This is a genomic window from Streptomyces sp. NPDC021562 (assembly GCF_040640875.1).
In the GTDB taxonomy this organism is placed as follows: domain Bacteria; phylum Actinomycetota; class Actinomycetes; order Streptomycetales; family Streptomycetaceae; genus Streptomyces.
This window is the reverse complement of the sequence record NZ_JBFACN010000002.1, coordinates 39,057-53,063: the sequence shown is the minus strand read 5'-3', so window position 1 is coordinate 53,063 and position 14,007 is coordinate 39,057. Positions and strand designations below refer to the sequence as shown.

Sequence of the window (14,007 nt, the reverse complement as noted above, 5' to 3'; positions counted from 1 at the left end):
TCAACCCGAAAGATCCCAGGCAATGTCTGCTGTGTCTAACCAGTCGTCTCCGGTGACGGGCACCCCCTCCGGCGCCTCCTACGCGGCCGCCGGTGTCGACATCGAGGCGGGCGACCGCGCGGTGGAGCTCATGAAGGAGTGGGTGAAGAAGACGCGGCGCCCCGAGGTCCTCGGCGGCCTCGGCGGCTTCGCCGGCCTCTTCGACGCCTCCGCGCTCAAGAACTACGAGCGTCCGCTGCTCGCCTCCGCGACCGACGGCGTGGGCACGAAGGTGGACATCGCCCGGCAGCTGGGCGTCTACGACACCATCGGTCACGACCTGGTCGCCATGGTCATGGACGACATCGTGGTGTGCGGCGCGGAGCCGCTGTTCATGACCGACTACATCTGCGTCGGCAAGGTCCACCCCGAGCGGGTCGCCGCGATCGTCAAGGGCATCGCGGAGGGCTGTGTGCTGGCCGGCTGCGCCCTGGTGGGCGGTGAGACGGCCGAGCACCCGGGCCTGCTCGGCGCGGACGACTTCGACGTCGCCGGTGCCGGTACGGGCGTGGTGGAGGCCGACCGGCTGCTCGGCGCGGATCGTATCCGTACGGGTGACGCGGTGATCGCGATGGCGTCCTCCGGGCTTCACTCGAACGGGTACTCCCTGGTCCGGCACGTGCTGCTGAACCAGGCCGGCCTCGCTCTGGACGCCCACATCGAGGACCTGGGCCGCACCCTCGGCGAGGAACTCCTGGAGCCGACCAAGATCTACTCGCTGGACTGCCTGGCGCTGATGCGGACGGCGGAGGTGCACGCCTTCAGCCACGTCACCGGTGGCGGTCTGGCCGCGAACCTGGCCCGGGTGATCCCCGACCACCTGCACGCGATCGTCGACCGTGCCACCTGGACGCCGGGCCCGATCTTCGAGCTGGTCGGCCGCACCGGGGACGTCGAGCGCCTCGAACTGGAGAAGACGCTCAACATGGGCGTCGGCATGATCGCGATCGTCCCGCAGGAATCCGTGGACGTGGCGCTCACCACCCTGGCCGACCGCGGGGTCGAGGCCTGGGTGGCCGGCGAGATCACCGAGCGCGGCGAGCACACCACCGGTGCGGAACTGGTCGGCGACTACGCCTGACGGCCGCTGCGGGCCGGTCGGTGTCGGCCGACCGGTGCCTCACGGTCGGCCGCGCCGGTCGGTGAGTGAACGCGACAGCACGAAACCCGGTCCGGCGTCGAGGCCCCGGACCGGGTGAAGTGCAGTTGCTATGAGAACTGCTGGGAGTGGTACGTCAAGCACCACGACGATGTTGCGACTGGGGACTGGACTGGTCGTCCTCGTCCTCGTCGTCATCATCGTTATAGAGATCCGCGTACTGGGCGTACGGGTCGTCGTCCTCGTCGTCGTCCTCGAACGGCTCGCCGTTCGGCGGCTGGCTCGAAGTCGATGCGCCCAGCTCGCTGGCCAGACGTGACAGGTCAGTCCCACCGCTGTTGTACTTCAGCTGGCGGGCGACCTTCGTCTGCTTGGCCTTGGCCCGGCCGCGCCCCATGGCTCGACCCCCTCGGTGACGGGGCTCGACGGCCCCAGAGTCTGACACGCGTTCATGATCCGGAACGGGCTCTCCTCGGAGAGACCGGTCCGTAGGGCTTCCACGGTACCTGAGCCCGCGCCCATACGGTACGTCGCCCGCACCACGCGCCTGACTCCGTGACCCGCGGAGTGCCCCGTCCCCGCTGGTCAAGGACGATTTTAACCACTTCGTGGCGAGCGACCCGCCGACGAACGTGAGAGTTCTCTCCAACTGTCCGCCGACGGGTACCGAAATCGTGTCCGGGGACCCGGCTTCGGTCAGCGGACACCGGCCGTTCTCGCGTCGTGCATCCGCTGTTCGGCGATCCGGTCGGCCGCCGCGGCCGGCGGGATCCCGTCCTCCTTCGCACGTGCGAAGATGGCCAGCGTGGTGTCGAAGATCTTCGCCGCCTTCGCCTTGCACCGTTCGAAGTCGAAGCCGTGCAGTTCGTCGGCCACCTGGATGACCCCGCCCGCGTTCACCACGTAGTCCGGCGCGTAGAGGATCCCGCGGTCCGCGAGGTCCTTCTCGACGCCCGGGTGGGCGAGCTGGTTGTTGGCCGCGCCGCACACCACCTTCGCGGTCAGCGCCGGGACGGACTCGTCGCTCAGGGCGCCGCCGAGCGCGCAGGGGGCGTAGATGTCGAGCCCCTCGACCTGGATCAGCGCCTCGGTGTCGGCGGCGACACCCACGCCCGGGTGCCGGTCGGCGACGCGCCGCACGGCTTCCTGCCGTACGTCCGTGATCACGACCTCGGCACCCTCCGCCAGGAGGTGCTCCACCAGGTGGTGGCCGACCTTGCCGACGCCGGCGATGCCGACGGTGCGGCCGCGCAGCGACGGGTCGCCCCACAGGTGCTGGGCGCTGGCCCGCATGCCCTGGTAGACGCCGTAGGCGGTGAGGACGGAGGAGTCGCCGGCGCCGCCGTGCTCCGGGGAGCGGCCGGTGGTCCAGCGGCACTCGCGGGCCACCACGTCCATGTCGGCGACATAGGTGCCGACGTCGCAGGCGGTCACGTACCGGCCGCCGAGCGAGGCCACGAAGCGCCCGTAGGCGAGCAGCAGCTCCTCGGTCTTGTCCCGGTCCGGATCACCGATGATCACGGCCTTGCCGCCGCCGTGGTCGAGCCCGGCCATGGCGTTCTTGTACGACATCCCGCGCGCGAGGTTGAGGGCGTCGGCGACGGCCTCCTCCTCGTTCGCGTACGGGTAGAAGCGGGTGCCGCCGAGGGCGGGGCCCAGCGCGGTGGAGTGGATGGCGATGACGGCCTTCAGGCCGCTCCTGCGGTCCTGGCAGAGCACGACCTGCTCGTGACCGCCCTGGTCCGAGTGGAACAGGGTGTGCAGGACGCCGGTGGAAACGTCGGTCACTGTGGTGACTCCCGGTTGTGTTCGGCGGGTGGAAGCTGGGCTCCCGTAAGGGTGGCGGGGGCTTGGCATGAGCGTAGAGCTATTGGCCGCCCACCATCCGCGCAGTGTCAAGGATCACTCTGCCGTGCCGCGTGCGCACGTATGAGCGTGGGACCATCTGACGCTGGTTTCGAGACCGGTCCGATGGGGAGGGAGCAGGCGTGCCCAAGGTGTCCTCGGTGGTCGTGCCCTACGCGACATACCTGCGCGTGTACGAGCCGCTGGCCGCCTTTCCGGAGCCCGAGCGCGCCCACTGGGCGCGGTACGCCCGCCGCTCGGACCGTCCCTCGTACCAGGACGAACTGCGCCGCTCGCTGGCCGACCTGCTGCCCACCCCGCCGATCCCGGTGCCGGTGCAGGAGAGCGCCGACGCGTTCGTGCTGGAGGTGGACGGCGTCGTCTGCGTCTGCCCCTGGCGGACCCGGCTGCGCGGCTGGCAGGCCCTCCAGGAGCTGCCGCAGGAGCTGCCGAAGCCGGTCCTGGACGCGATGCTGCCTCCGGTGGTCCGGCGCCAGGCCGCGGTGGACTACGAGCGCTGGCTGGTGCGCAACCCCGACTCCCGGCCGTGGATCCGCACGGCGACCTGGCAGGTGCCGCTGAACTGGTTCGTGCTGGTCTCCGACGAGGAGCGCCGGTACGAGAAGGGCACCGGGGAGATCCCGCCCATGCTGCGCTACCGCACGCCGATGGTGCAGGCCCGACGGCGGGTGGCCCGGGCGTTGCGCACGCTCAAGGACACGGTGGAGGAAGGGCCGCTGATCGACGGCCTGGTGGACGTCGGCCGCTGGCTGGAGGAGTTCCACCCGCGCTCGCTGGTCGAACTGGACTACGGCGGGCTGGTGCACGCGCTGCCCGCCGGTGATCTGGAGGACGACCATTCGGCGGCGGACGTGGCGGCCGGTGTGGCGGCGCTGCGGCAGGGGGACGGGGCCGCGGCCGGGGAGGCGTACGGGCGGCTGGTGGAGCGGTGGCGGTCGGTGCGGGACCGCCGGTCGGCGAACTGACCGCCGGCGTGAGCAGCCGTGCCCGGTGATCCGTTCTGACTGACGAGTTGGTACAGGCAGAGTGACGTACGTCACGGTCGAGATGCCGTGAAACAACGTACCTTGACGGCACTTCAGTGAACTCACGGACGTTGGGCCCGATCCGGGCTTTTGTGGCAAGGGTGATGGATCACACTTACCCGGCCCTTGCGTCCCTTGCTACTCCTCGTGCCAAAATAGGACAAGGAGTCCGGGGAAGGCTCCTTCCGTCCAACTGTGGTGCACTGTGGGCGGATTCTCCGCATTACGTGCTTTGGGGGGTCTGGTGACTCCTGATCGCCCCTGTGACTGATCGTCACAGTGGCGTGACTGTCCGCTATGGCATGGTCCATCGGCTTCCGCGGCTGATGACTACCTGGGAGGGCAATTCCATCGGTTTGGCCGACGCGGCTGGACAGATGGTGTAGTTGTAGTGCCGAGGACAAGCCGTTCGTCCTATAACCGACTCGACTCGCGTCCGCCATTTCGGGCAACGCGGGTCAAGGTGCAGAATTTAGAGGAAAGAACCGAGAAGGTTCGGTTCTCCCGAGGAGGCCGCTCATGACCGCTCGCACCCCTGATGCCGAGCCGCTGCTGACCCCGGCTGAGGTCGCCACCATGTTCCGTGTCGACCCCAAGACGGTCACGCGGTGGGCGAAGGCCGGCAAGCTCACGTCGATTCGCACGCTCGGCGGACACCGCCGTTACCGCGAGGCTGAGGTCCGCGCCCTGCTCGCGGGTATTCCGCAGCAGCGCAGCGAGGCCTGACCAACTGAATAGCGGGCAAACCGACCGGTCCCCCACTGGTCGAGGTGCCCCGAACCCTAGCTACAAGCGACGCGGGACCTGCCCCAACAGGGCCCACGCCCAGGCCGACAAGAACTTCTCAGGCAAGCGACACAGGGTGCGTCGTAGATCGCGCTGGACTCCGCCGGGTCCAGCGCGATCTTTTTTGTGCGCCCGTGTCGTCCCTGTGAGCGGGCTTGGCGGAGTCTGGGGAGGGCTGTTGGAGTGAGTCGATAGGGTGGTGCAATTGCACATATTAAATTGACCGGTTGTAGGAGGGGGGTAAGTACCGCTGTTTCCTGAACTCATGCGGTGACTCCCGTCACATACCGCACGGGTTGTTTGTGTCGCCCCGGGTGCGCTAATGGGGGCGGGGGACGCCATCGCCCCACGGCCGCAAGGGCGTTGGGTCCCGCCCGGCTCAGACCCCGGCCGGCCGCTCGTCCTCCGGGGCGTCCTCGGAGGCTTCCGGCGGACGGGGGGCCGAGTCCATGGCCAGCCGCAGCAGCTGGTGGCAGACGGGACAGTGGCGGGTCAGGTGCCGGTACGACGAGGCGGCCGCCAGATGGGCCCTCAGAAGCGCCCGCGTCTCGTGCCGCACCGAAGCCGCCATACGCCACCTCCCGAGGGGGCCGAGGAAACCGGGCCCTGCTCCCTGAGTACCGACGGAATGTGACCCCGTCAATGGCACGGCTACGACTGAGGCCCGCACCTCTTGGGCGATGCGGGCCTGCGGTGTGGTGGATACGACCGAGGCCCGCATCCCTTGCGGGTGCGGGCCTCGGTGTGTTGCGGTCCTGACGGGATTTGAACCCGCGGCCTCCACCTTGACAGGGTGGCGAGCACTCCAAACTGCTCCACAGGACCAGGTTTCGCGGCACTTTCTCTGCGCTGTGCTGCGAGAAGGACTGTACAGGAGTGAGCGGGTGCTGGTCGAACTCACCCTGCGTGAGCGGTCTGTTACGGTGCCGCCGCGTCGATCGCCTTCACGATCCGCTTGTCGGAGATCGGGTACGCCGTGCCCAGCGCGTGCGCGAAGTAGCTGACCCGCAGCTCCTCCAGCATCCAGCGGATGTCCAGGACCTGCTGCGGCACCGGCCGCCCGCGCGGGAGCTGCTCCAGGAGCCAGGCGTACTCGTCCTGCATCTCGTGGACCTTCTCCATGCGGGTGGTGTCCCGCTGGACGTTCGTCGCCATCTGCTGGAGACGGCGGTCGGCCGCGACCAGATAGCGCATCAGGTCGGGCAGGCGCCGTATCCCGGCCCACGTCACGAAGCCCGGCTTCACGAGGGCGTCCAGCTGCTTGCGGACGTCCGTGAGATTTGCGAGCAGCGCGGGGCTCCGGACGCCCTTCAGCCGCCGTTCACAGGCCTGCCAGGCGGCGAGCACCTGCTGCACCTGGCCCACCGTCCGGACCGTGGTGTCGACGATCTCGGCGCGGACCTTGTCGTACAGCTTCCGGTACGACTCCTCGTCCCACACCGGCCCGCCGAAGTCGGCGATCAGCTTGTCCGCCGCGGCCGTCGCGCAGTCGTCGAACAGGGCCTGGATCGTGCCGTGCGGGTTCGCCGACAGCGCCAGCTTCTGCGCGTTCGTCAGCTTCTCCGACGCGAACTTGGCCGGGTTCACCGGGATGTTGCGGAGGATGAGCCGGCGCGTGCCCTTCCACATCGCCTCGGCCTGCTCCTCCTCGGTGTCGAAGAGGCGTACGGAGACCGTGTCGCCGTCGTCCACGAGGGCCGGGTACGCCTTCACCGGCTGTCCGGCCCGGCGCGTCTCGAAGACGCGGGTGAGTGTGCCGATCGTCCAGTCGGTGAGCCCCTTGCGTTCCAGGGACTCGCCGCCCGCACGGGACGCGGTGGCGGCCGCCGCCTGTGAGAGGGCCTGGCGCGCCTTGGGCTTCAGCCGGAGTCGCAGCGCCTCCAGGTCCTTGTCCTCGGCCAGTTTCCGGCGCCGTTCGTCGACGATCCGGAACGTGATCTTCAGGTGGTCCGGGACCTTCGCCCAGTCGAAGTCCTCGGCCTCGAAGGGCACGCCGACCATCCGCTTGAGCTCGCGGGCCATGGTCACGGTGAGCGGTTCCTGGAGCGGGACCGCCGTGTCCAGGAAGCGCTTCGCGAAGTTCGGCGCGGGTACGTAGTTGCGGCGGATCGGCTTGGGGAGGGTGCGGATCAGTTCCGTGACCACCTCTTCCCTGAGGCCGGGGATCTGCCAGTCGAAGCCCTCGTCGGTGACCTGGTTGAGCACCTGGAGCGGGATGTGGACCGTCACACCGTCCGCGTCCGCGCCCGGCTCGAACTGGTACGTCACCCGGAACTTGAGCTGCCCCTGCCGCCAGGAGTCCGGATAGTCGGCCTTGGTGACCGCCTCCGCCGACTCCCGGATCAGCATCTCCCGCTCGAAGTCCAGGTACTCCGGCTGCTCGTGCCGCTTGTGCTTCCACCAGGAGTCGAAGTGGGCGCCGGAGACGACGTGGTCGGGCACCCGCTGGTCGTAGAAGTCGAAGAGGGTGTCGTCGTCGACGACGATGTCCCGGCGCCGGGCCCGGTGTTCGAGCTCCTCGACCTCGCTCAGCAGCCTGCGGTTGTCCGCGAAGAACTTGTGGTGGGTGCGCCAGTCGCCCTCCACCAGAGCGTTGCGAATGAAAAGCTCGCGGCTGATCTCGGGGTCGATCCGGCCGTAGTTCACCTTCCGGTCGGCGACGATCGGCACGCCGTACAGCGTCACCTTCTCGAACGCCATCACGGCCGCCTGGTCCTTCTCCCAGTGCGGTTCGCTGTACGTCCGCTTCAGGAGGTGCCCGGCGAGCGGCTCGACCCACTCCGGCTCGATCTTCGCGTTGACCCGGGCCCAGAGCCGAGAGGTCTCCACCAGCTCGGCCGACATCACGAACCGGGGGGGCTTCTTGAACAGCGCCGAGCCCGGGAAGATCGCGAACTTGGCGTTCCGCGCGCCCAGGTACTCGTTTTTGGTTGTGTTCTTCCCGCCCTCCGCCCCGGCGTTCTTCACGTCCTTCATGCCGATGTGGGACAGCAGCCCGGCGAGGAGGGAGACGTGCACGCGGTCGCCGGGGGCGTCCTCCTCGTTGAGGTGGATGCCCATCTGCTTGGCGACCGTGCGCAGCTGGCTGTAGATGTCCTGCCATTCGCGGATGCGCAGGAAGTTGAGGTACTCCTGCTTGCACATCCGCCGGAAGGAGCTGGAACCGCGCTCCTTCTGCTGCTCCCTGATGTACTTCCACAAGTTGAGGAAGGCGAGGAAGTCGCTGGTCTCGTCCCGGAAGCGGGCGTGCTGCTGGTCGGCCTGGGTCTGCTTGTCGGCCGGGCGCTCGCGCGGGTCCTGGATGGAGAGGGCGGCGGCGATGACCATGACCTCGCGGACACAGCCGTTCTTGTCGGCCTCCAGGACCATGCGGGCGAGCCGCGGGTCGACCGGCAGTTGGGCCAGCTTGCGGCCGCTGTCGGTGAGCCGCTTGCGGACGTCCTTCTCGTCCGGGTTCAGCGCGCCCAGTTCCTGGAGCAGCTGCACGCCGTCGCGGATGTTGCGGTGGTCCGGCGGGTCGATGAAGGGGAACTTCTCGATGTCGCCGAGGCCGGCCGCGGTCATCTGGAGGATGACGGAGGCGAGGTTCGTGCGCAGGATCTCGGCGTCGGTGAACTCCGGCCGGGCGAGGAAGTCCTCCTCGTCGTACAGCCGGATGCAGATGCCGTCGGACGTACGGCCGCAGCGGCCCTTGCGCTGGTTGGCGCTGGCCTGGCTGATCGGCTCGATGGGGAGCCGCTGCACCTTGGTGCGGTGGCTGTAGCGGCTGATCCGGGCGAAGCCGGGGTCGATGACGTACTTGATGCCGGGGACGGTGAGCGAGGTCTCGGCCACGTTGGTGGCCAGCACGATCCTGCGGCCGGTGTGCGGCTGGAAGACCCGGTGCTGCTCGGCGTGCGAGAGCCGGGCATAGAGCGGGAGGACCTCGGTGAACCGGTAGTTCTTCCTGGTGAGCGCGTCGGCGGTGTCCCGGATCTCCCGCTCGCCCGAGAGGAAGACGAGGATGTCGCCCTGGCCCTCGCCCTGGAGCTCCTCCACGGCGTCGCAGATGGCGGTGATCTGGTCCCGGTCGGCGTCCTCGGAATCCGCTTCGAGGAGCGGCCGGTAGCGGACCTCCACGGGGTACGTCCGCCCGCTCACCTCGACGATCGGGGCGTCGTCGAAGTGCCGGGAGAAGCGTTCGGGGTCGATGGTGGCGGAGGTGATGACCACCTTCAGGTCCGGGCGCTTCGGCAGCAGCTGGGCCAGGTATCCCAGCAGGAAGTCGATGTTGAGGGACCGCTCGTGGGCCTCGTCGATGATGATCGTGTCGTAGGCGCGCAGCTCGCGGTCGGTCTGGATCTCGGCGAGCAGGATGCCGTCCGTCATCAGCTTGATGAAGGTGGCGTCCGGGTTCACCTGGTCGGTGAAGCGGACCTTCCAGCCGACGGACTCCCCGAGGGGCGTGCGCAGCTCCTCCGCGACGCGCTCGGCGACGGTACGGGCGGCGATCCGGCGGGGCTGGGTGTGCCCGATCATGCCGCGCACCCCCCGGCCCAGTTCCAGACAGATCTTCGGGATCTGGGTGGTCTTGCCGGAGCCGGTCTCACCGGCCACGATCACGACCTGGTGGTCGCGGATCGCGGCGGCGATCTCGTCCTTCTTCTGGCTGACGGGCAGTTGCTCGGGGTACGACACGGCGGGCACGAGGGCGCGCCGGCCGGCCATCCGTTCCTCGGCCCTGGCCACCTCTGCCTCGATCTCGGCGAGGACGGCGGCGCGGGCCTCCGGCTTACGGATCTTGCGCGCGCCTTCCAGCCTGCGCCCGAGCCGGTGCGCGTCACGCAGCGAGAGCTCGGTCAGGCGGGGGGCGAGGGCGCCGAGGGCGGGGGCGGGGTGCGTAGACATACGCGGTCCAGGATCTCACTTCACGGAAATCCATGGCGAACGCTTTTGCCTCCGGCGGTTCGGCCGGGTCAAGGGGGTCATGCGCCGCGCTGGGCGGGTGGGGTCGGGGCGGCCGGGGCGGAGGCGGCCGGGTCCGGGGTGGTCGGGTTCGGGGTGGTGGGGGCCGGGTGGGGGGTGGCGGTGTGGGTGGCGGCCGCGGCTGAGGTGACGATCGACTTGGCCGTGTTGGACACCGCCTTGATCCCCAGGTAGGCCGTGGTCATGCTGCTCACCGCGGTGAACGCGGCGGTGAGCACGCCGATGATCACCGAGGTGTCGCCGTGCAGCCGCCAGACCCCGAAGACCGCGACCGCGGCGATGGCGAGATTGCTGACGACGACGGCGAGCAGCCCGTAACGCGCCCGGGTCTTCTCCAGCTCGACGTCCTGGCTGACTCTGTCCTGGTCCCCGCTCATCGTCCCCGCCCTCTTGTCCCTCAGGTCACTGCTGGCCCTCTGGCCCGTTCCGACGCAGAAAGTAGCGCCACGCGTCCGCCCCGCCAAGCGGTCAGCCCACCGGAAAAAACGGAGTCCGTCGGCCGACCGCTGCCAGACTGCACGGATGGGCGAGACGATCTTTCGGTACACACGCAGGCAGCGTTTGATGATGTGGGTGTTCGCGTCGGGGATGGCGGGGTGGGCCGGGGCGGTGAGCGTGCGTGCCGCCAAGTACCTGGCCGACGGTCGGACCGGCTCCGCCGTGGGCCTGTGGCTCATGTTCGGGCTGATACCGACCGCGCTGTTCGTGCCCCTGGCAGGGATGCCGACAGGCTGGACACGCATCGACGCGGAGGGCCTGCGCACGCGCGGGATGACCGGACGCCGACGCGTGCGCTGGCGGGACATCGAGAGCATCCATGAGCTCTCGGGCCGGGGGCGCAACGGGTCCATCACCCAGATCGGCGTCACCCGGAGCGATGGCAGGTCGTTCCTGCTGCCCGTCCCCTTCACATCGGGGACGATCGCCGAGGACCCCGCCTTCTACGAAAAACTGGAGCAGATGCAACGGGAGTGGAGGAAGCACAGGGGGCGGGCGCGGAATGAGAACAGCCCCTCCGGGATCCCGGAGGGGCTGTCTGCGGTGGCTGGGGCCGGGGTCGAACCGGCGACCTATCGCTTTTCAGGCGATCGCTCGTACCAACTGAGCTACCCAGCCACGAGGTTTCACGTGAAACCTCAGCGGTCCTGACGGGATTTGAACCCGCGGCCTCCACCTTGACAGGGTGGCGAGCACTCCAAACTGCTCCACAGGACCAAGCTGTTGTGTGCAACAGTGTCGCACACGATCTTGCGTGCCCCCAACGGGATTCGAACCCGTGCTACCGCCTTGAAAGGGCGGCGTCCTAGGCCGCTAGACGATGAGGGCTATCGGCCCGCCTGGGCGCTTCTCAGCGCGTCGGGGACGTGAGAAGCATATGGGATGGCGGGGAGTATCGCCAAAACGGTTTACGGCGCCGTGGGCGACGGGACGGCACCGGCCCGTCGCCGGCCCGGCCCGCGGCGGCGCCGCTGCTCGGTCACGTGGCCGGGAGATGCTCGGTCACCTGGTCGGGAGGTGGCGGCTGACCTCGGCCGTCGTCTGGCCCAGGCCGCCCAGCCTGATCGCGTCCCAGGCCTGGAGGCGGCGGGTGTCCCGGTCGAAGTAGAGGATCGAGGCCTCGATCGGGTCCGGGTACCTGCCCTCGACGGCGCGCAGCCCGCTGCCGCCCGTGGAGCCCTCCACCCGCAGCCGGGTGCCGTGCGGCAGCAGCTCCGTCTGCTCGTGGTGGATGTGTCCCGCCAGCACCAGCGGCACCTCGCCGTCCGTCATCCGGGCCGCCACCGGCTCGTGCGCGATCGCCACGTCCACCGGGGTGCCGGCCGCCCGCTGCTCCCGCAGGGCCGTGGCCAGGCCGTCCCCGGCCCGCTCCTCGGCCGCGTCACCGCCGGGCACGGTCGAGCGGTCCGGGGTGAACTGGGGATCGCCGACACCGGCGAAGCGCAGACCGCCGATCGTCTCGGCCCGGCCGTCGTCCAGGACGTGCACGTTCTTCATGCGGGACAGGTAGCGCTGGGTGACGCGGGAGTCGTGGTTCCCGCGGACCCATACGTAGGGCACCCCGAGGTCCTTGATCGGGTCCAGGAACCCGTTCTCGGCCGCCGTGCCGTGGTCCATGGTGTCCCCGGAGTCCACGATCACGTTCACCTTGTACTGCTGCACCAGCGACGCGATGATCTTCCAGCTCGCCGGGTTGAGGTGGATGTCGGAGACGTGCAGGACCCGCAGGGTGGCCGGGTCGGGCGAGTAGGCGGGGAGCGTGGACGTGACGTCGTACAGCTTCGTCACGTTCGTCACCAGGCGGGCCAGCTCCTTCTGGTAGACGTCGAACTCGGTGACGATGCTGCGCGCGTTGCCGACCACGGCGGGGGCGGAGGAGAGCAGGCCGGAGAACCGCGGTTCCAGGACCGACTCGGGGTTCCAGGTGGCGTACGCGGTCGCGCCGGACGTGGCGAGCAGGGCCAGGGCGAGGCCGCCGGCGGCCAGGGCGCGGCGCGGGCGGCGGTAGACGGCGAGGCCGAGGGCGGTGGCGCCGGCGACCACGGCGACGCAGGAGCGTTCGGCCAGGTCGAGGGTGCCGTGTTCGACGTCGTGAGCGACCTCGTCCTGGAGTCCGGCGAGACGCTCGGGGTGGTCGACGAGGGCCTGGGAGCGGACCGGGTCCAGTTGGTCGACGTTGACGTCGAGACGGACCGGTCCGGCGTGGGTGTCCAGATAGAGGGCGCCCAGCGGGGAGACGTTGATCTTCGTGCCCCCGTGGAGGGAGGGGCGCAGGGTCATGGTGGTGTCCATCGGGCCGACCTGGGTGCGGACGTTCCCGACGATCAGGAGGCCCAGCCAGGCGCCCAGGAGGACGACGGCCGCCAGGCCGAGGACGCGGCTCCAGGCAGGCGGTTCGTGTGCGTGCGGGTCGAGTTCCAGGACGGGCGGACGGGCTTGGGCTCGGGTGCGGACGCGGGCCATTGGGGCCGTATGCCCAGGCTCGGGGGTTGATATGCGACGGTTCGTGGCCCTCCTGTCACGGGGCCGGGCTCAGCCCCAGCCCAGTTCGTGGAGGCGTTCGTCGTTGATGCCGAAGTGGTGGGCGATCTCGTGGATCACGGTCACGGCGACCTCGTGCACCACGTCCTCCGGGGTCTCGCAGAAGCGCAGCGTGGAGCCCATGTAGATCGAGACGCGGTCGGGGAGCACTCCGGCGTACCACTCACCGCGGTCGGTCAGCGGGGTCCCCTCGTACAGGCCCAGCAACTCGGGGTCGTCGGCCGGGGGCTCGTCCTCGACGAACACGGCGACGTTGTCCATCACCCGGGTCAGTTCCGGTGGGATCCGGTCCAGGGCCTCGCTCACGAGTTCCTCGAACGCTTCGCGTGTCATCTCCAGCACACGGCCATTGTCGGGGAAGGAACGCTCGGGCGGTGGGGGCGGGGTGCCGGCTTCGGATCGGTGGTCGTGCGGTGGTCGTGCTGTGGTCCCGCCTCGGGTACCGCCGCGCCGGGCGGCGCGGACAGCGTGGCGGGGCGACGCTTCGGTCGTTTGTCCCCGGTGCGCGGTCAGCGTGTCCTCTTGCGGTCGGCGGGAGTTGGGCAGGTCGACTTCTTACTTCCCCCCGGAGGTGGCCGCCGTGCGCCCCTTGAACGTACCCGTCCGTCTGGCCGTCGCGGTGATGGCCGTCGCGGCCGCCGCCGGCTGTGTGAACGTGGGCGACGACGCGGGGAAGGCCAGGCCGTCGCACTCCGCGGGGCACCGGGGCGGTGACGCGGTCGCCGGGGGCTCCGGGGTGTCCGGTGAGGGCGGCGCGGGGTACGGCGGTGCGGTGGCCGACGGGAAGCGGGGGCACGCGGGGAAGCCGAAGCCGGGGGAGTCGGCGTCGGCGTCCGGGCAGCCCGCGCGGGGCGGCGACAGCTCGGGGCCGGACGCGCCGGCGCAGCCGGGCGGCAGTGTGGCGCCGGGGGTGCCCGCGGGGCCGCCGACGGGCGACCCGGCGTCCCCCACACCCCCGGCGGTCACCCCCACCCCGCCCCCGGCTTCGCCCCCGCCACCACCCCCGGTGAGCGACCCGCCGTCGGCCGAGCCGTCCTCGTCGGCACACGGGGAGACGGGACCCCAGCTCGTCCAGCGGGAACCGGCGCCGACGGCGGGGGCCCCGGCGTAGCGGGCGGGGAGAAAACGGCGGGAGATCGGGCGGGAAGAAAGGGGCGGGGCGGGGTGTTCAGGTGTCTGTTGTCCCAC

11 protein-coding genes, 4 tRNA genes and 1 pseudogene are annotated in these 14,007 nt (G+C 69.9%); 5 read left to right on the top strand and 11 right to left on the bottom strand.

Features of this window, described 5'->3' with window-relative positions; genetic code table 11:
- The first annotated feature begins 22 nt into the window (after window positions 1–22).
- A complete protein-coding gene (purM, locus tag AB0G52_RS02615) occupies window positions 23–1,120 on the top strand; it encodes a phosphoribosylformylglycinamidine cyclo-ligase (protein WP_358971261.1) in 1,098 nt (365 codons plus the stop codon).
- Window positions 1,121–1,274: 154 nt separating this feature from the next.
- On the opposite strand, the gene AB0G52_RS02610 is transcribed toward purM, so the two are convergent.
- Entirely contained in the window at window positions 1,275–1,535 is a 261-nt protein-coding gene (locus AB0G52_RS02610; protein ID WP_132888208.1) for a DUF3073 domain-containing protein, read from the bottom strand.
- A gap of 299 nt (window positions 1,536–1,834) precedes the next feature.
- A complete protein-coding gene (locus AB0G52_RS02605; protein WP_132888207.1) occupies window positions 1,835–2,926 on the bottom strand; it encodes a Glu/Leu/Phe/Val dehydrogenase dimerization domain-containing protein in 1,092 nt (363 codons plus the stop codon).
- A 200-nt stretch (window positions 2,927–3,126) separates the two neighbouring features.
- Here AB0G52_RS02605 and AB0G52_RS02600 point away from each other — a divergent pair, with 200 nt between their 5' ends.
- Entirely contained in the window at window positions 3,127–3,969 is an 843-nt protein-coding gene (locus AB0G52_RS02600) for a hypothetical protein (protein WP_132888206.1), read from the top strand.
- A 579-nt stretch (window positions 3,970–4,548) separates the two neighbouring features.
- Entirely contained in the window at window positions 4,549–4,755 is a 207-nt protein-coding gene (gene bldC, locus AB0G52_RS02595; protein ID WP_003949541.1) for a developmental transcriptional regulator BldC, read from the top strand.
- Window positions 4,756–5,194: 439 nt separating this feature from the next.
- Here bldC and AB0G52_RS02590 read toward each other — a convergent pair whose 3' ends face one another.
- The 4 genes from AB0G52_RS02590 to AB0G52_RS02575 form a co-directional block, all read right to left on the bottom strand.
- On the bottom strand, window positions 5,195–5,386 hold the full coding sequence (locus AB0G52_RS02590; protein WP_132888205.1) for a DUF6274 family protein: 192 nt from the start codon (window positions 5,384–5,386) through the stop codon (window positions 5,195–5,197).
- A 179-nt stretch (window positions 5,387–5,565) separates the two neighbouring features.
- Window positions 5,566–5,640: transfer RNA gene (locus AB0G52_RS02585), tRNA-Asp, on the bottom strand.
- A gap of 93 nt (window positions 5,641–5,733) precedes the next feature.
- Window positions 5,734–9,702: an ATP-dependent RNA helicase HrpA gene (gene hrpA, locus AB0G52_RS02580; protein WP_361333025.1), complete on the bottom strand. Its 3,969-nt coding sequence runs from the start codon at window positions 9,700–9,702 to the stop codon at window positions 5,734–5,736.
- Between the two features lie 77 nt (window positions 9,703–9,779).
- The gene (locus AB0G52_RS02575) at window positions 9,780–10,157 is read right to left on the bottom strand and encodes a hypothetical protein (protein WP_361333022.1); all 378 of its coding nucleotides are present in this window, start codon (window positions 10,155–10,157) and stop codon (window positions 9,780–9,782) included.
- Window positions 10,158–10,302: 145 nt separating this feature from the next.
- On the opposite strand from AB0G52_RS02575, the pseudogene AB0G52_RS02570 reads away from it, so the two are divergent.
- Window positions 10,303–10,587: pseudogene (locus tag AB0G52_RS02570) on the top strand (hypothetical protein); the annotation flags it as partial.
- Window positions 10,588–10,822: 235 nt separating this feature from the next.
- On the opposite strand, the gene AB0G52_RS02565 reads toward AB0G52_RS02570, so the two are convergent.
- The 5 genes from AB0G52_RS02565 to AB0G52_RS02545 all read right to left on the bottom strand — a co-directional run bounded on the left by AB0G52_RS02565 (window position 10,823) and on the right by AB0G52_RS02545 (window position 13,161).
- Window positions 10,823–10,896, bottom strand: a tRNA-Phe gene (locus AB0G52_RS02565).
- A gap of 24 nt (window positions 10,897–10,920) precedes the next feature.
- Window positions 10,921–10,995 (bottom strand) — tRNA-Asp (locus tag AB0G52_RS02560).
- A 38-nt stretch (window positions 10,996–11,033) separates the two neighbouring features.
- Window positions 11,034–11,106: transfer RNA gene (locus tag AB0G52_RS02555), tRNA-Glu, on the bottom strand.
- Window positions 11,107–11,280: 174 nt separating this feature from the next.
- A complete protein-coding gene (locus AB0G52_RS02550; RefSeq protein ID WP_361333019.1) occupies window positions 11,281–12,741 on the bottom strand; it encodes a metallophosphoesterase in 1,461 nt (486 codons plus the stop codon).
- Between the two features lie 69 nt (window positions 12,742–12,810).
- Window positions 12,811–13,161 carry a metallopeptidase family protein gene (locus AB0G52_RS02545; RefSeq protein ID WP_132888200.1) on the bottom strand — a complete coding sequence of 117 codons (351 nt, stop codon included), beginning with the start codon at window positions 13,159–13,161 and terminating at the stop codon, window positions 12,811–12,813.
- 238 nt (window positions 13,162–13,399) lie between these two features.
- On the opposite strand from AB0G52_RS02545, the gene AB0G52_RS02540 reads away from it, so the two are divergent.
- Window positions 13,400–13,930, top strand: coding sequence for a hypothetical protein (locus AB0G52_RS02540; protein WP_132888199.1), 531 nt, complete (start codon window positions 13,400–13,402; stop codon window positions 13,928–13,930).
- Window positions 13,931–14,007 lie beyond the last annotated feature (77 nt).

Bases quoted from the DNA above. Each gene is read 5' to 3' on its own strand.
- AB0G52_RS02610 (WP_132888208.1), bottom strand. From the start codon at position 1,535: ATGGGGCGCGGCCGGGCCAAGGCCAAGCAGACGAAGGTCGCCCGCCAG.
- hrpA (WP_361333025.1), bottom strand. From the start codon at position 9,702: ATGTCTACGCACCCCGCCCCCGCCCTCGGCGCCCTCGCCCCCCGCCTG.
- AB0G52_RS02550 (WP_361333019.1), bottom strand. From the start codon at position 12,741: ATGGCCCGCGTCCGCACCCGAGCCCAAGCCCGTCCGCCCGTCCTGGAA.
- purM (WP_358971261.1), top strand. From the start codon at position 23: ATGTCTGCTGTGTCTAACCAGTCGTCTCCGGTGACGGGCACCCCCTCC.
- AB0G52_RS02575 (WP_361333022.1), bottom strand. From the start codon at position 10,157: ATGAGCGGGGACCAGGACAGAGTCAGCCAGGACGTCGAGCTGGAGAAG.
- AB0G52_RS02590 (WP_132888205.1), bottom strand. From the start codon at position 5,386: ATGGCGGCTTCGGTGCGGCACGAGACGCGGGCGCTTCTGAGGGCCCAT.
- bldC (WP_003949541.1), top strand. From the start codon at position 4,549: ATGACCGCTCGCACCCCTGATGCCGAGCCGCTGCTGACCCCGGCTGAG.